The organism is Pseudomonas sp. Pseusp49, from assembly GCF_059491875.1.
In genome coordinates, this window is the sequence record NZ_CP168514.1 from 2,864,162 (window position 1) to 2,882,138 (window position 17,977).

At 59.6% G+C, this 17,977-nt stretch carries 16 protein-coding genes; 11 read left to right on the forward strand and 5 right to left on the reverse strand.

Going from position 1 to position 17,977, the window contains the following annotated elements; genetic code table 11:
* Positions 1-42: 42 nt before the first annotated feature.
* The gene (locus tag ACEN83_RS12995; protein ID WP_495580529.1) at positions 43-606 is read right to left on the reverse strand and encodes a GNAT family N-acetyltransferase; all 564 of its coding nucleotides are present in this window, start codon (positions 604-606) and stop codon (positions 43-45) included.
* A gap of 225 nt (positions 607-831) precedes the next feature.
* On the opposite strand from ACEN83_RS12995, the gene ACEN83_RS13000 reads away from it, so the two are divergent.
* Positions 832-1,743 (forward strand): universal stress protein, encoded by a 912-nt coding sequence (locus tag ACEN83_RS13000; RefSeq protein WP_495580530.1) that lies wholly within the window; start codon positions 832-834, stop codon positions 1,741-1,743.
* Between the two features lie 85 nt (positions 1,744-1,828).
* On the opposite strand, the gene fnr is transcribed toward ACEN83_RS13000, so the two are convergent.
* Positions 1,829-2,572: a fumarate/nitrate reduction transcriptional regulator Fnr gene (gene fnr, locus ACEN83_RS13005; protein WP_495580531.1), complete on the reverse strand. Its 744-nt coding sequence runs from the start codon at positions 2,570-2,572 to the stop codon at positions 1,829-1,831.
* A gap of 335 nt (positions 2,573-2,907) precedes the next feature.
* Here fnr and ACEN83_RS13010 point away from each other — a divergent pair, with 335 nt between their 5' ends.
* Positions 2,908-3,792, forward strand: a complete 885-nt coding sequence (locus ACEN83_RS13010; RefSeq protein WP_495580532.1) for a universal stress protein — start codon at positions 2,908-2,910, stop codon at positions 3,790-3,792.
* A gap of 63 nt (positions 3,793-3,855) precedes the next feature.
* On the opposite strand, the gene ACEN83_RS13015 is transcribed toward ACEN83_RS13010, so the two are convergent.
* A complete protein-coding gene (locus ACEN83_RS13015; RefSeq protein ID WP_495580533.1) occupies positions 3,856-4,281 on the reverse strand; it encodes a potassium channel family protein in 426 nt (141 codons plus the stop codon).
* A 323-nt stretch (positions 4,282-4,604) separates the two neighbouring features.
* On the opposite strand from ACEN83_RS13015, the gene ACEN83_RS13020 reads away from it, so the two are divergent.
* Positions 4,605-5,528, forward strand: a complete 924-nt coding sequence (locus tag ACEN83_RS13020; RefSeq protein WP_495580534.1) for a universal stress protein — start codon at positions 4,605-4,607, stop codon at positions 5,526-5,528.
* Between the two features lie 377 nt (positions 5,529-5,905).
* On the opposite strand, the gene ACEN83_RS13025 is transcribed toward ACEN83_RS13020, so the two are convergent.
* Positions 5,906-7,048, reverse strand: coding sequence for an acyl-CoA dehydrogenase family protein (locus tag ACEN83_RS13025; protein WP_495580535.1), 1,143 nt, complete (start codon positions 7,046-7,048; stop codon positions 5,906-5,908).
* A gap of 125 nt (positions 7,049-7,173) precedes the next feature.
* Positions 7,174-8,187, reverse strand: a complete 1,014-nt coding sequence (locus ACEN83_RS13030; protein WP_495580536.1) for an AraC family transcriptional regulator — start codon at positions 8,185-8,187, stop codon at positions 7,174-7,176.
* Between the two features lie 114 nt (positions 8,188-8,301).
* Here ACEN83_RS13030 and ACEN83_RS13035 point away from each other — a divergent pair, with 114 nt between their 5' ends.
* From ACEN83_RS13035 to phaC, 8 genes are all read left to right on the forward strand, one after another.
* A complete protein-coding gene (locus ACEN83_RS13035; RefSeq protein WP_495580537.1) occupies positions 8,302-9,486 on the forward strand; it encodes a lipid-transfer protein in 1,185 nt (394 codons plus the stop codon).
* Positions 9,487-9,496: 10 nt separating this feature from the next.
* Positions 9,497-9,937, forward strand: a complete 441-nt coding sequence (locus ACEN83_RS13040) for a MaoC family dehydratase N-terminal domain-containing protein (RefSeq protein WP_007973380.1) — start codon at positions 9,497-9,499, stop codon at positions 9,935-9,937.
* 12 nt (positions 9,938-9,949) lie between these two features.
* Positions 9,950-10,372, forward strand: a complete 423-nt coding sequence (locus tag ACEN83_RS13045) for a MaoC family dehydratase (protein ID WP_095967153.1) — start codon at positions 9,950-9,952, stop codon at positions 10,370-10,372.
* Between the two features lie 32 nt (positions 10,373-10,404).
* Complete coding sequence (locus ACEN83_RS13050; protein ID WP_008059174.1) at positions 10,405-11,238, forward strand: SDR family NAD(P)-dependent oxidoreductase; 834 nt, start codon at positions 10,405-10,407, stop codon at positions 11,236-11,238.
* Positions 11,239-11,294: 56 nt separating this feature from the next.
* Entirely contained in the window at positions 11,295-12,875 is a 1,581-nt protein-coding gene (locus ACEN83_RS13055) for an arylsulfatase (protein ID WP_218481882.1), read from the forward strand.
* Positions 12,876-13,100: 225 nt separating this feature from the next.
* A complete protein-coding gene (locus ACEN83_RS13060) occupies positions 13,101-14,534 on the forward strand; it encodes a coniferyl aldehyde dehydrogenase (protein WP_495580538.1) in 1,434 nt (477 codons plus the stop codon).
* A gap of 11 nt (positions 14,535-14,545) precedes the next feature.
* Positions 14,546-16,162, forward strand: coding sequence for a GMC family oxidoreductase (locus ACEN83_RS13065; RefSeq protein WP_495580539.1), 1,617 nt, complete (start codon positions 14,546-14,548; stop codon positions 16,160-16,162).
* Positions 16,163-16,247: 85 nt separating this feature from the next.
* Positions 16,248-17,924, forward strand: coding sequence for a class II poly(R)-hydroxyalkanoic acid synthase (gene phaC, locus ACEN83_RS13070; RefSeq protein ID WP_495580540.1), 1,677 nt, complete (start codon positions 16,248-16,250; stop codon positions 17,922-17,924).
* Positions 17,925-17,977: the final 53 nt, after the last annotated feature.

The window sequence follows — 17,977 nt, forward strand, 5'->3', positions numbered from 1 at the left end:
CCCGCGACGAACCGGTGGCCGGAACATCGCGCAGCGTTTGTTCTACAGGTAAAGACGATGGATCACCTGACGGCTGTCGTCGGGATCATTGTGCGTCTCGAATCCGAGTGCCTTGGCCAGGTCGCGCATGGGGGCATTGCTGGAGGCGTCCACCGAATACATCTGGCGAAAGCCGTTTTTGCGGGCGGCCTTGATCAGATGCTCCATCAGTAACGTGCCCAGCCCCAGATGCATCCATTCATCGGCGACCGTGACGGCACATTCACACTCATGCTCGCGACTGGCCGCGTAACGGCTGATGCCGATCTCGACCAGATCCCCTTTGTCATGGACCAGGGCAACATAGGCCACACGCTGTTCATTGTCCGTGTCCATCAACTGATCGAGCATCGCAGCGCCGGGTTCTCTGATCTGCGCGAGAAAACGCATGTGCCGGGATTCGGGAGACAGCCGTTTGATGAAAGCGTATTCACGGTCGCGATCCTTCTGCGCCAGTGGTCGGATCAAAACGTGGCGACCGTCCCTGAGCGCTTCTATCCAGTATTGGCCGTCGACTGCGGCATAGGTGGCCGCAGCCCGATCGTTGTGGTCTTTGACGGTAAGCATGGGGTGTTCCTCCAGTGCGGTTTGCAAGATTGGCATGGGGTAAAAAAGTCGCGTTTGAGTACTTTTCTACACCGCTGTCGATGCTTGAATCTGATCTGGATCAGACAGCCGTGCCGGCGGAACTGGTTTGCGTGGGCTTGATGTAAATCAAACCGCGCCAGGTGATGGAGCGCAGTCTTGAAAGCATCCCGGCACTATATGACCGGAGTCGAACGGAGGTGTGTGATGGGTCAATATCAACGTTTTCTGCTGATCGCTGACCAAAACCTGCATCAGTCTCCCGCCCAGCTGCGTGCCGTCGCACTGGCCAAGGCAGCCGGGGCCGTACTGGATGTGCGGGCCTTTGTCGAACCGGCACCGGTGGTGCATTTATGGCAAGAAAAAGTAGATGACGCGGAGCAACAGCGATATTTGCGTCGCTACCGCCGCTGGGAGGCCGAAGAGCTCGATCGACTCAGCGACCTGGGGCTGCAGGTGACGGTCAAGGCCGTTTTCACCACCCATGCGTTGCTGGATATCTTGAAGACGGTCGAGGATCTCAAGCCCGACCTGTTGATCAAGGATGTAACCCTTGAACCTGTGCTCAAGCGAGTGTTCATCACCCCGCTCGATTGTCACTTATTGCGTGAGTGCCCGATCCCCGTGCATCTGGTCAACCACGTTCGTTACAGCTTGCCGCACCGAATCGTGGCGGCAGTGGATCCGTTCGATCCGTCGACACAATTGAGCGGATTGAACGACACCATCATTCAGACCGCCAACGCCCTGGCCCTGCACTGCGATGCGCCGTTGCACCTGCTTTACGCCTATGACCTGTCGCCTGCTTTCAACAGCGATGCGCCATTGGCCGGGGGCGGTTGGGGCGTGGATCTGAGCGAAGAGCTGCGTCAATCCTTGCACCAGGCGTTTGTTGCACTGGCGGAGCGTCACGGGGTGCCACCGGAGCGACGGCATTTCGTCATGGGACTGCCGGTGCCGGTGATCAGTGAGTTTGTCGAGCAATACCTGGCCGATGTCGTGGTGATGGGCACAGCTCATCGGGTGGGGCTCGATCGGTTGATCGGCAGCAACACAGAGCGGGCGTTGTACTCTGTGCCGGGCAGTCTGTTGGTGGTCAGGTCGCGAGCCAGGGAGTGAGCACTATCGCACCGTTGAACTGACCTGCGCGCAACAGCGCCAGCCAGCAACATGGCACGCATGAAGATTCTCCAGGCTGCAGGTGTCAGTGGAGGTTGCGATGGCAGCCCACGATCAGTTGCTTGAGCCCGTCCATGTTCAGGATCTTGACGTCGCGGCCGCTTATTTCCACCAGTCCCTGGTCACGCAGGTGCGCGATGCCCCGACAGATGGTTTCAAGGCGCAGGCCCAGGTAGGAGCCAATTTCCTCCCGACGCATTTTCAGCACAAAGCTGCTGGACGAATAACCGCGGGTATTCAAGCGCTGCGACCAATTGAGGAGAAAAGCGGCCAGGCGTTCATCCGCGTTCATGTTGCCCAGCATCATCAGCATGTCGTGATCGCGAACGATTTCCCGGCTGAGGATTTTGTTCAGGTTGTGCTGCAACGAAGGCAGTTCCCGGGCAAGTTTTTCCAGATGAGCAAAATGAATGGGGCAGACCTCGCTATCTTCCAAAGCAACGGCATTACACGCATGCAGATCGGTGCTGATGGCATCCAGACCGAGCATTTCGCCGGGGATCTGGAACCCTGTGACTTGCTCGCGACCATCGACCGACAGCACGCTGGTCTTGAACGAACCGATTCGCACCGCATACAGCGAACGCAACGGGTCGCCCGCGCGGTAAAGCGTTGCGCCCTTTTTGACCTTGAATCGTTGCACGATCAGTGTGTCGAGACGTTCGATTTCCGGACCGGTCAGGCCAAGCGGCAGGCACAGCTCCACAACGCTGCAGTTGGAACATGCAGACTTGAGGTTTTGACTTTGAATCTGCATGGCTTCAGACATGACATGTCTCCCCACGGATAGGATCAGCATACGCGCTAGCAGCCCAGGCCACCCTTTGTTCCAACTTATAGTGGATGTAATAGACGAACGGGTGAAAGCCTCGTTGCCTCTGCTGGACCAATGTCCATTGCCTATGCGTCATTCAGTCAATACGCACTTTCTGAGCGTTGATGTAAATCAAATCATGCGCGCTGCAGGCGCTCAGAATCGAGAAAAACCTGTTGGTGGCCTGATCCGCTAGCGGAGAAGTTCAACAGCGATTCTTCGAGTGCCGGGCAACTGCAGGCACATGACGTGCAGGCTGAACCGAATATCCACCCCACGGGAGATTTTTCATGAGCCAGTATCAACGCCTGTTACTGATCATCAACCCGGCCTTGCGCCATTCCTCAGCCATGAATCATGCAGCGGCGCTGGCCAAGACCAGCGGTGCAAGTTTGCATATCGCGGCGCTGACCCCTTCGTCCAGATGGTTATCGCTGCTTGAAGAGGGCGATCGAGAATCGGGTCGGGAGCGCTACCTGCAGGACCATCGCGGCTGGCTTGAGGCTCAGGCGGAAAATTTGCGTGGCAGGGGGATAGAAGTGACCACCGAGGTGGCCTGGGCCGAGGACATGAAGCAAGACATCATTGAACACGTCACGGACATGCAGCCTGACGTGTTGATCAAGGAGATTCAGCATGAGTCCGCGCTCAAGCGGGCCTTCTTCACCCCGTTGGATTGGCATTTGTTGCGTCACTGTCCGGTGCCGGTTTTTCTGGTGGGCGGGAGCAGCTTCGTTTTGCCTCGCAAGGTAGTAGCAGCGGTCGAGGTATCGGATGTCGAGTCTACCGACAATGAACTGAACGACCGAATCATCAAGCAGGCTTGCAGCCTTGCGATGCAATGCAACGCCGAGCTGCATTTGCTGTATGCCTGCGATATCTCGGCCGCTTTTCTGGCGGACATGGGCGGCCTGACCCTCGCTGACCTGACCCACGCGCTTCGCAGAGACCTGGAAACGTCGTTCATTGAGTTGGCAGATCGGTTCGGAGTGCCCTCCGATCGTCGACATTTCATTGAGGGAAACCCGGTGAAGGCGTTGAGTGAGTTTGCCGATGAACACAATGTGGATGTGATCGTGATGGGCAGAGTCCAGTCCCATGGTGTGGACAAGCTTCTGGGCAGCACGACCGAGCATATTCTGTATCAGGTGCCCTGCTGCGTTCTGGCGGTCTAGATCCTGTCCGTACCAGACTTGATCCAGACCGTCAGTTGAGTCTGATACGAGTCAGAAAGGGGATTATTTGTGCTTCCAGTACTTTTGCATTTCCAGAAACAGGAAGGATGCGGTCCATGTGATGAGCACCAGTCCGGTAAGGGCTTGTAGACCGGTCAAGTATTTGAGGTTGCCCTCAGGCGAAATATCGCCGAAGCCGATGGTCGTGTACGTCGTAAAGGAAAAGTAGACGCAGTCCATCAGCGAACCGTCGAAGTTACCCGTCAGGCTGCCCCATCCCCCTGAGTGCACCATCAGGTAATAGACCAGCGCAAAGCACCAGACCTCCATGGCGTGGGCCAGGAGGGCGCCGAATACGCCAACCACGATTCTGAAGCGGTTCCACACCTTGAGCCGGGGCAGCCAGTCATTCAGGCGTAACAGGCATTCGTAGTGGATCACTACGGCAATGACCACCACCAGCGTATTGATCAGCGTGACTGCCAGCATGGCAAATCTCCAGCGATAGGGGAGGCGGTGCATCAGCGTAGTTCTACGCCAGGAAGCCGGAAAATCGTTGAGCTGAATCAATAAGGGTTTAAGTCATCGAAAGCCAGTCGCTCCGTTAACGATAGCTGTTGAATAGTTGATAAAAGTCAGATCCCCCACGGCATAACGCCAAATAATCGAACTGCCGCTTTCCGGTCGCAACAAGTCGACAGGACTTTTTGCTGGCTGCAATCATGAGTTCGCTCGAAGTAACAAACGTTTGTCTCAAGGCCCGGACAGCCAGGCGGGTTTGCACTCAGGCAGGTTTCAGGCCGAGGTATGTGATGCTCAAACTCAAACGCATTCTATTGATAGCCCCCAGCGAAATGACCCTGACCCCGGCGTTTGAGCGTGCATATGCCTTGGCGGGTGCAACCGGTGCCTTATTGCACATTGTCGCGTTCGATTATGTCCAGGCCCTGGCGGTAGCCGGTCTGCTTGACCATGACGCGATGGCACAGGCACGAGAAGGCTATCTGCAGGTTCACCGTCATTGGCTGGAGCAGCAGGCCCGGTTTCAACGATGCGGCGGCATACAGGTGACCACCGAAGTGTTCTGGGCCAGGTCGAGCCTGACAAACCTGCTGGAATACGTGAACGACTTTGTTCCGGACCTGGTGATCAAGGACACCCATTATGTGCCGGCTCTGGACCATGCCTTTCATCGGCCTGTGGACTGGCGATTGCTACGCGAGTGTCCGACCCACCTGCATCTGGTGACCAGCGCCATAAATCCCAAACCCTTGAAAATTCTCGCGGCGATCGATCTGTCCCATCTGGAGGAACTCACTCAGGGATTAAATGACCGAATACTCGACCTGGCCTCTACTTTGGCAGCCAGTTGCGGTGCGCAGTTGCACTTGCTTAACGTCAGTCGTTGGTCAGAGATGAGCGATGCGCCGATGAGTGTACCGACAGGCAGTCTTGATGCGAGTTTGAGAGACGCTATCGAGGATGCCCAACAAGAGGCGTTCGATGTGCTTGCCGAGCGTTACTGCATCAAGGATCCCCGTCGACATTTATTGACGGGCTCCCCCCACAAGGTTATCGCACGGTTCGCTCAACAGCATGCTTTCGACATGGTGGTGCTGGGCACGGCTTATCGCCATGGGCCCGAGCGGTTTATCGGCGATACCGCCGAGAGCGTGTTGAACCGGGCACCGTGCAGTTTGATGATCGTCAAGCCATTATCGGGGGGCGGGATGTAGGAAGGCGGGAATACGGGATGGTTTTGTCACGCTTTGAGTGTGGTCGTATGTTCGCCAACCCCCTGAAGCGACAAAGCCCTGAATAATCAGGGCTTTGTCGTATAAAGATGGCGGAGGCGATGCGGATGCCATCGGCCGTGGCCTTGTTCTTGCGTCATCCTGGCTGGGATTTTCCTTGCTCGTCAGTCCCCATTCCCGCGCAATGTCGAAGAGGGGGAGAGGCTGGAGCAACTGCGTCGATCGCGAGTGTTGGCTTTCGGAGCAGGAGGAGGGCGGCAACAACAGTCAATGCCCGCTTCGATGAGCGGGCTTTTCATCCAACAAAACAAGCAGAGGCCAGGGAGGGGAGCGGCCAAGGAAAAAGGCGCAGCCCAGACCTACAGCTGACGAGCGATCAGGTCCTTCATGACTTCATTGGCGCCGCCATAAATCTTTTGTACGCGCGAATCGACAAACATCCGGGCGATAGGGTATTCGTCCATATACCCGTAACCACCGAACAGTTGCAGCAGTTCGTCGGTAACCTTGCACTGCATATCGCTGCACCACAACTTGGCCATGTAGGCGGCCTGAGGATCGAGCTTGCCGTCGAGCAAGCGCTGGGTACAGTCGTTGACGAATGTGCGGGCGATGTGGGTGATGGTGGCACACTCGGCCAGCTTGAACTTGGTGTTCTGCAGGTCGAACAGTTTCTGGCCGAACATCCGGCGTTCCTTGGCGTAGTCCGTGGCCAGTTCCAGCGCACGCTCCATGACCGCCACGGCGGGCACAGCCAGCAACATGCGTTCATAGCAAAGTTGGCTCATCAGCTGGATGAACCCGTTGCCCTCGACCGGGCCGAGCAGATTGGCGACCGGTACGCGCACGCTGTCGAAAAACATTTCGCATGTGTCCGAGCCATGCAGGCCGATCTTTTTCAGCTTGTTGACGCTGTAGCCCTTGAGGTTCCCGGTCTCGATCACCACCAGTGAAATGCCCTTGGCGCCATCGTCGGACGTGCGCACGGCGATCACCACCAGGTTGCCGCTGTAGCCGTTGGTGATGAAGGTCTTGGAACCATCGATCACGTACTCGTCGCCATCACGGCGGGCGCGTGTGCGCAGGGTCTTGAGGTCGGAGCCGCAATCGGGTTCGGTCATGGCGATGGCGGCGAAGAGCTCGCCGCTGGCCAGGCGGGGAATCCATTTTTGCTTTTGCTCTTCGGTGCCGTAGTCGAGGATGTAGTGGGTGGCGATGGAGTGCACCGCAGTACTGGGCGGCATTCCGGCGCGAGCCAGTTCATCCAGGGCGACCAGTTGATAGGACAGCGGCGCGCCGGCACCGCCGTATTCCTCACTGATCTCCGGCAGCAGAAAACCCATCTCGCCAAAGCCCTGCCAGATCTCGCGCGGCACGTAGCCCTGTTCGCGCCAGGCATCATTGTGCGGTGTCATCTCATTGGTGATGTAGCGACGTACCTGGTCGCGATAGGCCTCGATGTCGCTATCCATCCAGGAATGTTGGTGCAGTTGGGGCAACATAAGCTCGGTCTCCGCAATTTTGGGCTTCGCCACCGATGGCAGCGTGCGAAATGCGAGCCTAGAACGAGGGGCCGTGCGCGCACATAGCCGCTGGCCCCAAAGCTGTTGCACTTGACCTCAATCGGTCAGTTGCCCTTGCGAACCTGGCCCGGGGTCTGGCCGGTCCAGCGCTTGAAGGCGCGCTGGAAGCTGGCGCTGTCGGCGAAGCCAAGTTCCTCGGCCAGCACCGGTGTCGGCAGCTTGCTGGTTTTCAGTCGGTAGAGCGCCCAGTCGCGGCGCAGGCTATCGCGGATGTTCTGGAAAGAGGCGCCTTCCTGAGCCAGGTGACGTTGCAATGAGCTGGCCGAGCAGTGCAGGGCGGCACTGGTCTGTTCAAGGTCTGGCCAGCCGCTATGGCGCGCGCGTTCTTCACGCAGATAGACCCGCACCCGGTCGCTGACGCGTGCGGGTATGGCGGGCACCAGAAGGTCGAGCAGGGCCTTGGCCAGGTATTCATGCAGATGAGAACTGTCACGGCGCACGGGTGCCTGCAGTGCCTGGGAGTCGAACCAGATAGTCGAGAAGGCTGTGCCGAAGCGCAGTTCCGTAGGGAAGAGCTTGCGGTAGTCGCCAACCGACTCAGGTTGTGTGAATGCCACGTCGATACCAGCGGGGCGCAAGCTCCCGCCTTCCAGCCAGGCCATGACGCGCCAGATCAGTCGCAGAAACAGCACGTGGGCGAAATCGCGGGACTCGACCTGAGTGGTGAGGAAGTGCAGTTCGACCCGTACGTGCCGACCGTCGTCCAGCAGCACCGGGTCAAGGTCGTCTTGCAGGAGTCGCAGGGTGTGGGTGAATTCCCGCAGGGCGCCGAACAGGGTGTCGCCGGTCAGGGCTGAACGCATCATCAGCATGAAGCTGCCGCGGCGCAATTTTCGCGAAAACAGCGCGATGCCTTCGTCATCGAGACCCTTGATGGTCTTGCGCAGCAGCGCAACGTACTGGTCGACGGTGACGTGGTGGTCCAAGTCCTGAGGCTGCTGTGGATCGATCCCTGCGTCGCGTAGAAAGCCCTCGATCTCGTAGCCGCGATCACGGGCTGCGGCGAGCAGGGAGGAGACGAAAACGGAGGCGAAGGTAACGGGGGTTGGATTCGACATTGGTGGATTCTGCAAGTCATTTGCGGCGCCATGACATTGGCGGTTTTGCGCACGGCCATCACATTAAGCCCACAAAGTCACACCGTGCCGCAACTTAAATTCAGGAAAGCCGCTATGAGTCGCAATGTCTATGTGATTGGGGTCGGCATGATCCCTTTCGTCAAGCCGGGCGCCAACGCGCCCTATCCGCAAATGGCCGCTGCCGCCTTGCGTGCCGCGATGGTCGATGCCGGTGTGGGTTACGCGCAGGTAGAGCAGGCGTACGTCGGTTACGTCTATGGTGACTCCACTGCAGGCCAGCGCGCGCTATACGAAGTCGGCATGACCGGTATCCCGGTGGTCAACGTCAACAACAACTGCTCCACCGGTTCCAGCGCGCTGTTCCTGGCCAACCAGGCAGTCAGCGGCGGTGCGGCGGAATGTGCCCTGGCCCTGGGTTTTGAGCAAATGAGCCCGGGTGCGCTGGGCACGCTTTTTGGCGACCGCCCCAGCCCCTTCGAGCGCTTCGACCTGGCCACCGATGAGTTGGTCGGGCACGCCGGCATCCCGCTCGCACTGCGCTACTTCGGTGGCGCTGGCCTGGCGCACATGCAGGAGTTCGGCACCCGCCTGGAAACCTTTGCCAAGATCCGCGCCAAAGCCAGCCGCCATGCCGCCAACAACCCGATGGCGTTGTTCCGTAACGTCGTCAGCGCCGAAGACGTGATGAACTCGCCTGCCGTCTGGCCCGGCGTGCTGACGCGCCTGATGGCTTGCCCGCCGACCTGCGGCGCCGGGGCGGCGATCCTCTGTTCGGAGGACTTCCTGAAACGCCACGGCCTGAAGGGCGCAGTACGCATCCGTGCGCAATCCATGACCACCGACACGTCCAGGACGTTCGATGCGAGAGACATGCGCGAAGTGGTCGGTTTCAGCATGACCCGTACGGCCGCGCAGAATGTCTACGAGGCGGCCGGTGTCGGTCCGCAAGATATCCAGGTCGTCGAGTTGCACGACTGTTTCGCACAGAACGAGCTGCTCTCCTACGAGTCGCTGGGCCTGTGCCCGATCGGCGGGGCGGAGCGCTTTGTCGAGGACGGCGATAACACTTATGGCGGCAAATTCGTCACCAATCCTTCCGGCGGGTTGCTCTCCAAGGGCCATCCACTGGGCGCCACCGGCCTGGCCCAGTGCACCGAGCTGGTCCAGCAGTTGCGTGGCGAGGCAGGTCCACGTCAGGTAGACGGCGCGCGTCTGGCTCTGCAACACAATCTCGGGTTGGGCGGCGCCTGCGTCGTCACCCTCTACGAAAAAGTCTGAGGGGCGACGGATGATCGACAAGAAGTGGATCGGTCACGAACTGGCCGCCACCACGATGACGCTTGAGCGAGGGCGCCTTTGCGCATTCGCCCGGACCATTGGCGAGACCGATCCGTTGTACACCGATCTCGCTGCCGCCCAAGGAGCAGGCTTGTGCGACGTGCTGGTCCCACCGACATTCCTGTTCGGTGCCGAGCTGGATGCCGGCACCGTGGACAGCATGCTGGCGGATCTGGAAATCCCGATCGCGAAGATTCTTCACGGTGAACAGAGCTTCACCTATCACAAGCCGGTGTGTGCCGGGGAAACGGTCACCGTGAAGTCGCGGATCGCTGACATTTTCGACAAGAAAAACGGCGCGCTGGAGTTCCTGGTCAAGACCTCGCAAGTCCACAACGACAAAAACGAGCTGGTCGCCGAGTTGCGCACCGTGCTCGTGGTCCGCAACTGAGGAGTCCCGACCATGAGTCATTCACTGCAACACGTGAAGGTCGGTGACCGGCTGCCACCCCTGACGCTGGCGGCGGTCGACCGCACCACGCTGGCGCGGTTCGGTTGCGCCTCGGGCGACCTCAACCCGATTCACATCGACGTGGATTTCGCCCGCAAGGCCGGCATGCCGGACGTGTTTGCCCACGGCATGTTGAGTATGGCCTGGCTGGGTCGCCTGCTGACCCAGTGGGTGCCGCAAAGCCGGCTGCGCAGCTTTGGCGTGCGCTTCCAGGGCATCACTCACCTGGGGCACGTCATCACCTGCAAGGGCCAGGTAACCGAGATCGTCGAGGTCAACGGCGAACGTTGCGCCAGGGTCGAGGTGGCCACGGTCAACCAGTACGGCCAGGTCAAGATCGTCGGCGACGCGTTGATCGCCATCGCCATTGGCTAACCCCTTTTTTCAACCTTTTGCGGAAGAGACAGATGAGCAAGAAACTCGAAGGTAAAGTTGCCCTGATTACCGGTTCCGGTCGTGGAATCGGCCGTGCCATCGCCCTGAAGCTGGCAGCCGATGGTGCCCGCGTGGTGGTCAATGACCTTGACGCCGAGCCGGCTCAGGAAGTGGTCGAGGCCATCAAGGCCATGGGCGGTGAAGCCGTCGCCTGTATCGGCAGCGTTTCAGCGCCTGACTTCGCCGAGCGCTTCGTCGGCACCGCGGTCGAGCATTACAAGGGGCTGGACATCATCGTCAACAACGCGGGCTACACCTGGGACAGCGTGATCCAGAAGATGACTGACGAGCAGTGGTACGCCATGCTCGATGTGCACCTTACCGCGCCATTTCGCATCCTGCGCGCGGCGCAGCCGGTCATCCGCAGCCTGGTCAAGGCTGAACAGGACGCCGGCCTGCGTAACATTCGCAAAGTGGTGAACATTTCCTCCGTTGCCGGGCTGTTCGGAAATGCCGGTCAGGCCAACTACTCCACCGCCAAGGCCGGTATCACCGGCATGACCATGACGCTGGCCAAGGAGTGGGGGCGCCTGAACACCACCGTCAACTGCGTGGCCTACGGCTTTATCAAGACTCGTCTGACCGAAGCCACCGCCGACGGTAACGCCACCGCCGAGATCGAAGGTCGCGAGATCAAGGTCGGCATCAACCCTGACCTGATGACCATGCTCGAGCGCAGCATTCCGTTGGGGCGTGCCGGTACCCCGCAAGAAGCTGCCGGTTCGGTGTACATGTTCTGCATCCCCGAGTCCGACTATGTCAGTGGCCAGACGTTGATCTGTAGCGGCGGTCTGACCGGAATCTAAGCGCCACCGCTGTCCGGACAATCCGAAGCATCCAGTCAAAACAACAAGGACAAATCATGAAAGACAAGCGCGCGTGGTTGTCGCGGATGGCCCTGGTGGGCGTCTCGTTGATAGGCCTTTCGGCGACAGCCGGGGCGGCGGATAAACCCAATATTCTGGTGATCTTCGGCGACGATATCGGCCAGACCAACATCAGTGCCTATAGCCACGGCGTGGTCGGCTACAAGACACCGAACATCGATCGCATTGCCAACGAAGGCATGATGTTCACTGACTACTACGCAGAGAACAGTTGCACCGCAGGACGTTCTTCGTTCATCACCGGCCAGACACCGTTGCGTACGGGCCTGACCAAAGTCGGAATGCCCGGTGCGCCAGTCGGCCTGCAGGCGCGCGACATTACCATTGCTCAGGCACTCAAGGCTCGGGGCTATTCGACCGGTCAGTTCGGCAAGAACCACCTGGGCGATCGCGATGAATTCCTGCCGAGCAATCACGGTTTTGACGAGTTCTTCGGCAACCTGTACCACCTCAACGCCGAAGAAGAACCCGAGCGTGCCAATTGGCCTAAAGATGATCCGGACTTTGTCAAGGCAGCGACACCGCGTGGGGTCATCCATTCCTATGCCGATGGCAAGATTGAAGACACCGGCGCACTGACCGCCAAGCGCATGGAAACCATCGACGACGAAACCACCGCCGCTGCTCAAGCGTTCATGGAGAGACAAGTCAAGGCAGACAAGCCGTTTTTCGTGTGGATGAACACCACCCGCATGCACCTGTTTACCCACGTGCGCGACTCGATGAAAGGCCAGAGTGGCATGCCCGGCAACGAGTACGCGGACGGCATGCTCGAGCACGACGGTGACGTCGGCAAACTGCTGAAAACCCTCGACGACCTGAAAATCGCCGACAACACCATCGTCGTCTACACCACCGACAATGGTCCGAATCAGTTTTCCTGGCCGGACGCGGCAACCACACCGTTCCGCAACGAAAAAAACTCCAACTGGGAAGGCGGGTTCCGAGTGCCGGCGATGGTTCGTTGGCCGGGCAAGATCAAGGCGGGTGAAGTGTCCACTGAAATGTTCTCCGGTCTCGACTGGTTCCCGACCTTGCTGGCGGTAGCGGGTGATACCGACGTCAAGGAGCGCCTGCTCAAGGGGGCGAATTTTTCGGGCAAGAACTTCAAGGTGCACCTGGACGGCTACAACCAGCTCGACTATCTGACCGGCAAGGCCAAGAGCGGTGCGCGCAAGGAGTTCTACTACTTCAACGACGACGGCGTGCTGGTCGCGTCGCGTTTCGGTGACTGGAAGGCGGTGTTCTGCGAGCAGCGCAAGCCAGGAGGTTTCGAGGTCTGGAGCGAACCTTTCGTCTGTCTGCGGGCGCCGAAGATCTTCAACTTGCGCATGGACCCCTATGAAAGGGCGGACGTTGTTTCCAATCAGTACTACGACTGGATAATCAAGAACGCCTACCTGCTTGGTGTGGCCACGATGAAAGCCGCGAAGTTCCTGCAAACTTTCGTCGAGTACCCGCCCAGCCAGAAACCCGCCAGCTTCAGTATCGACCAGGTACGCAAGCGGGTGGATGCGCAGATCGAAGAGAACGCGCGGCAGCAGAAGCAGCAGTAACCCATCGATGCCACCTCCGGGTGGCATCTTTGTTTGCGTGACGAAGATTTCACCCGAGTGTCGTGCCAGGCAAGGCGGCCGGCAACTGAGGTCAAGTGCAATAGCTTTGATGTCTTCGGCTATTTGAAGTCCACAGTGACGGCCATACCCTCTGCTCACGCAGCGATACCTGAGGTTGAACGCGACAGTGGGTGTTGGTGGTCTTCAGTTCAGAGGAATCAAGGCATGATCCAGGAAATGGCGGTTCAGCGAGTGGCCCGCGTGTTCAATACCCAGCGTGAGGCTTTCCGTGCTCAACCTCATTCCTCGCTGGCTGAGCGCCAGGCCAATCTGATCGCACTGCGCACCCAGCTTCGGCGTTACCAGGACGCCATTGTCGTGGCGATGAGCGCCGATTTTGGCCATCGCTCCGCCGTCGACACCAAGTTCCTTGACCTGATGGGTTGCATCTTGCACATCAATCACACCCTCAAGCACCTGAGGAGCTGGATGAAGCCAAGCCGACGCCCCACAGAGCTGCTGTTCAAGGGCAATCAGTTGTGGGTGGAGTATCAGGCAAAAGGCGTGGTGGGGGTCATATCGGCATGGAATTTCCCGGTTTACATCGCCGTTGCGGGTCTGGTCAGTGCGCTCGCCGCAGGCAATCGGGTGATGCTCAAGATGTCCGAGTTCAACCCGCACACCAACGAGGTCCTCAAGCGTCTGCTGGCAGAGGTGTTCGACGACTCGCAAGTGGCTCTGGTCGGTGGTGAGCTTGAAGACCCGGGCTTTTTCTCTTCGCTGCCATTCGACCACATCATCTTTACCGGGTCCCCTGGAGTCGGGCGTCTGGTCATGCGTGCCGCCGCAGCCAACCTGACACCGGTGACACTGGAGTTGGGTGGCAAGTCGCCTGCGGTGGTGCTGGCGGACTACAACCTGAGCGATGCCGCACGACGTATCGTTCACGGCAAGGGCACCAATGGCGGGCAGATCTGCATCGCACCGGACTACGCCCTGGTTCCCCAGGACGATATCGAGCGCTTCGTCGGCGAAGTGCGCCGCCAGTTCCAGGTGCTGTACGGCGCGCAGCCGGCGGCTAACGATGACTACAGTTCGATCATCGATGATCGTCAGTTTCAGCGCCTCCAGGGTCTGCTCGAAGATGCGCGGGCCAAGGGCGCCCGGATCATTGTCTGTGGCGAGGTTGCCCCGGGGCGCAGGATGCCGTTGCACATCCTGACGGGTGTGACGCCGGAAATGCGGGTGATGCAGGAAGAGATTTTTGGCCCGCTGCTGCCGGTATTGGGTTATGACAGCCTCACCGGTGTGGTGGCTCACATCAACAGCGGGCAACGTCCCCTGGCGCTGTACATTTTTTCAACCGACACGACGAGCATCGATCGATTGCTCAAACGGACCCATTCCGGTGGCGTGACCATCAACGATTGGGGCTGGCACGCTTTCAACCACGGTGCTCCTTTCGGTGGCACGGGAAATTCCGGTATGGGCAACTATCACGCAGAAGAAGGGTTTCGCGAGCTCAGTCACGCACGCACTGTGTTCAAGAGGCGTACCTGGTTTCCCACCCATCTCTTCCATCCACCCTTTGGCGGCCGGCTGCAGAGCCTGGCGCTGGCGTTTTACCTGGGCAAGCCGGATGCGGATGTGAAGTCTTGAGGAAGATTGATATGAGTCAGAGTGTGTTCGATTACGTGGTGGTGGGTGGCGGCTCGGGTGGCTGTCCGGTGGCGGCGCGCCTCAGTGAAGATCCTCAGGTCAGTGTTTGCCTGCTCGAGGCCGGTGGCAGTGACAAGAAAGTGTTGATTCAGGCACCACCGGGCGTAGTGGTGATGATGCGCGAAGGTTTCCATAACTGGTCCTACGAAACCGTGCCCCAGCCGGGGCTCAACGGGCGCAAGGGCTACCAGCCGCGTGGCAAGGCGTTGGGCGGGTCCAGCTCGATCAACGGCATGGTCTACGTCCGCGGCCATCGCTGGGACTACGACCATTGGGAGAACCTCGGCAACCCCGGCTGGAGTTATGAGGAGGTTCTTCCGTATTTCAAGAAGTCGGAACACAACGAGCGCTTTGGCGAGACCGAGTTCCATGGCGCTGGCGGCCCGCTGAATGTCGCTGAACTGAAGTCGCCGAGCCCGCTGTGCGAAGTCTTCATGAGCGCCGCCGAGGAGCAGGGCATCGCCCGTACTGACGACTACAACGGTCGCCAGCAGGACGGTTGCTTCCGCTACCAGGTGACCCAGAAGGACGGAGAACGCTGCAGCGCGGCCAAGGGCTACCTGTGGCCGATCCTTGATCGGAAAAATCTTCAGCTTTTCCTCAATGCTCCGTTCCACAGCCTGATCTTCGAGGGCAAGCGCTGCGTGGGTGTGCGTTACCACAACAGCAAGGATGTGCAGGAAGTGCGTGCCCGCCGTGAAGTGATTCTCGCCGCTGGCGCCTTTGGTACTCCACAGGCCTTGATGCTGTCGGGTATCGGGCCGGCCGTGGAGTTGACGCGGCTGGGTATCCCGGTGCTGGTGGACCTGCCAGGCGTCGGCCAGAACCTGCAGGATCATATCGACTACACGGTGCCGTACAAGGTCAGTCATCCGGAGGGTTGCCTGGGCCTCACCGTGGGTTCCAGCGTCAAGCTGGCGGCTGCTGCCGTGGAGTGGGCGAGCAAGCGCAGCGGCATGCTGACCACCAATTTCGCCGAGGCCGGCGCTTTCCTGCGTTCCGATCCGGCGCTGGACAAGCCCGACCTGCAGATGGTCTTCGTCACCGCCGTGGTCGACGACCATGGTCGTCACTTGCATTGGGGTTATGGCTACAGCTGCCATATCGAGGTACTGCGCCCGAAAAGCACGGGCACCGTGACCCTGCGCAGCCGCGATCCGCTCGACGCGCCGGTCATCGATCCACGCTTTTTCGATCGACGGGAAGACATCGAGTTGCTGATACAGGCGGCGAAGACCCAGGCCCGGATCCTCGAGTCCACCCATTTCGCCCGTTTCGGGCCGCAACTGATCTATCCCGTCGACTGGAATGACGACCGGCAGATCGAGCAGGACATTCGCCGTCGCGCGGATACCCAATATCACCCGGTAGGCAGCTGCAAGATGGGCCCTGACAGTGACCCCCTGGCCGTGGTCGATGCGCGTCTGCGAGTGCGCGGTGTCGAAGGCCTGCGGATTGCCGACGCCTCGATCATGCCGACCATTCCCGGGGGCAATACCAACGCGCCGACCATCATGATCGGTGAAAAGGCCGCCGCCATGCTCAAGGAAGACGCGCGTCACCTGTGAGCCTGTCTGTGATTCGAGTTACTTCCACGAAGCGATCAAGGCCCCGAGCCACCAAGGGGCCTAGTGTCAAGCATGGGGTGTCACAATGGACAAAAATGATAAAGAGCTCTCCCTGCAAGCCGCCAAGCACACGCTTAGCCTGAATCCAGCATTCGGCCCTCGCGGGCGCGACATACTCAGCAGCGCTCGCATGGTCCTGCAACAAGTGTTGAAGCAACCCGTGCACAGCGCCCGACACATGGCGGCGTTCGGCATGGAACTGAAAAACATCCTGCTCGACCGTTCGGATCTGAAGCCGGCGGCGGGGGACAAGCGTTTCGATGAGCCAGCCTGGCAGGGCAACCCGCTGTATCGTCGCTACATGCGAGCCTACCTGGCCTGGTGCCGGGAAATGAACGACTGGATCAGTAGCAGCAACCTCAGCGATCAGGATGCCAGCCGTGGCCAGTTCGTCATCAACCTGCTGGCCGAGGCGATGGCGCCGACCAACACCCTGGCCAACCCTGCGGCTCTCAAGCGTTTCTTCGAAACCGGTGGCAAGAGCATTCTGGATGGATTCGCGCACTTGACCCGCGATCTGATTGAAAACGGTGGCATGCCCAGTCAGGTGGACAAGACGGCCTTCGAGGTGGGTGGCAATCTGGGCACGACGCCTGGCGCGGTGGTGTTTCGAAACGAGGTGCTGGAGCTGATTCAGTACAAACCTCGAAGCGAGCAGGTGCTGGAACGCCCGTTGCTGGTGGTGCCGCCCCAGATCAACAAGTTCTATCTGTTTGATCTGGCGCCGCAGAAGAGCCTGATTGCTTTCCTTCTCGACAGTGGCATCCAGACCTTTGCCGTCAGTTGGCGCAATCCGGGCAAGGCGCAGCGCGAGTGGGGCTTGTCCACCTATGTCGAAGCCCTGAAAGAGGCGGTCGACGCAGTACTGGCGATTACCGGCAGCACTGATCTGAACACCTTTGGCGCGTGCTCCGGAGGCAGTACCATGTCATCGCTTTTGGGCCACTACGCGGCACTGGGCGAGAGCAAGGTGAATGCCTTCACCCTGGTGGTCAGCATGCTCGATATTCGCCCCGACACCCAGGTCTCGCTGTTCGCTGATGAGAAAACCCTGGAGGCGGCCAAGCGCCGTTCCTATCAAGCGGGTGTGCTGGAAGGTCGTGAGCTGGCAAAAGTCTTCGCCTGGATGCGCCCCAATGACCTGATCTGGAGCTACTGGATCAACAACTACCTGCTCGGTAACGAGCCGCCTGCATTCGATGTCCTCTACTGGAACAACGACACCACCAACCTGCCGGCCGCGCTGCACGGCGAATTCATCGAGATGTACCAGACCAACCCGTTGGCCCGTGCCGGCGCCCTGGAGGTCTGCGGCACTCCAATTGATCTCAAGCAGGTCACCAGCGATTTCTATTGCATGGCGGGCCTGACCGACCACATCACCCCATGGGATGCCTGCTACCGCTCGATGCACCTGTTCGGCGGGAAGGGTGAGTTCGTGGTGTCCAACAGCGGGCATATCCAGAGCATCCTCAACCCGCCGGGTAACCCCAAGGCCCGCTTCATGACCGGCAGCAGCCTGCCGGTTGATGCCCAGGATTGGCTGGAAGGTTCCACTAAAGAGACCGGCTCCTGGTGGATTCACTGGCTGGCCTGGTTGCAGGCACGCTCCGGTCAGAGCAGGAAGGCCCCCGTCAAGCTTGGCAACAAGGCTTACGTCGCGGCTGAAGCGGCTCCTGGCACCTACGTGCACGTGCGCTGACTCGCTGTAGCCGGACGGGCGCTTGCGTCCCGTCCTGTCCACGTTCCAGATCC

Coding starts and splice junctions, on each gene's coding strand:
- ACEN83_RS12995 (WP_495580529.1), bottom strand. CDS start 606: ATGCTTACCGTCAAAGACCACAACGATCGGGCTGCGGCCACCTATGCC.
- ACEN83_RS13000 (WP_495580530.1), top strand. CDS start 832: ATGGGTCAATATCAACGTTTTCTGCTGATCGCTGACCAAAACCTGCAT.
- fnr (WP_495580531.1), bottom strand. CDS start 2,572: ATGTCTGAAGCCATGCAGATTCAAAGTCAAAACCTCAAGTCTGCATGT.
- ACEN83_RS13010 (WP_495580532.1), top strand. CDS start 2,908: ATGAGCCAGTATCAACGCCTGTTACTGATCATCAACCCGGCCTTGCGC.
- ACEN83_RS13015 (WP_495580533.1), bottom strand. CDS start 4,281: ATGCTGGCAGTCACGCTGATCAATACGCTGGTGGTGGTCATTGCCGTA.
- ACEN83_RS13020 (WP_495580534.1), top strand. CDS start 4,605: ATGCTCAAACTCAAACGCATTCTATTGATAGCCCCCAGCGAAATGACC.
- ACEN83_RS13025 (WP_495580535.1), bottom strand. CDS start 7,048: ATGTTGCCCCAACTGCACCAACATTCCTGGATGGATAGCGACATCGAG.
- ACEN83_RS13030 (WP_495580536.1), bottom strand. CDS start 8,187: ATGTCGAATCCAACCCCCGTTACCTTCGCCTCCGTTTTCGTCTCCTCC.
- ACEN83_RS13035 (WP_495580537.1), top strand. CDS start 8,302: ATGAGTCGCAATGTCTATGTGATTGGGGTCGGCATGATCCCTTTCGTC.
- ACEN83_RS13040 (WP_007973380.1), top strand. CDS start 9,497: ATGATCGACAAGAAGTGGATCGGTCACGAACTGGCCGCCACCACGATG.
- ACEN83_RS13045 (WP_095967153.1), top strand. CDS start 9,950: ATGAGTCATTCACTGCAACACGTGAAGGTCGGTGACCGGCTGCCACCC.
- ACEN83_RS13050 (WP_008059174.1), top strand. CDS start 10,405: ATGAGCAAGAAACTCGAAGGTAAAGTTGCCCTGATTACCGGTTCCGGT.
- ACEN83_RS13055 (WP_218481882.1), top strand. CDS start 11,295: ATGAAAGACAAGCGCGCGTGGTTGTCGCGGATGGCCCTGGTGGGCGTC.
- ACEN83_RS13060 (WP_495580538.1), top strand. CDS start 13,101: ATGATCCAGGAAATGGCGGTTCAGCGAGTGGCCCGCGTGTTCAATACC.
- ACEN83_RS13065 (WP_495580539.1), top strand. CDS start 14,546: ATGAGTCAGAGTGTGTTCGATTACGTGGTGGTGGGTGGCGGCTCGGGT.
- phaC (WP_495580540.1), top strand. CDS start 16,248: ATGGACAAAAATGATAAAGAGCTCTCCCTGCAAGCCGCCAAGCACACG.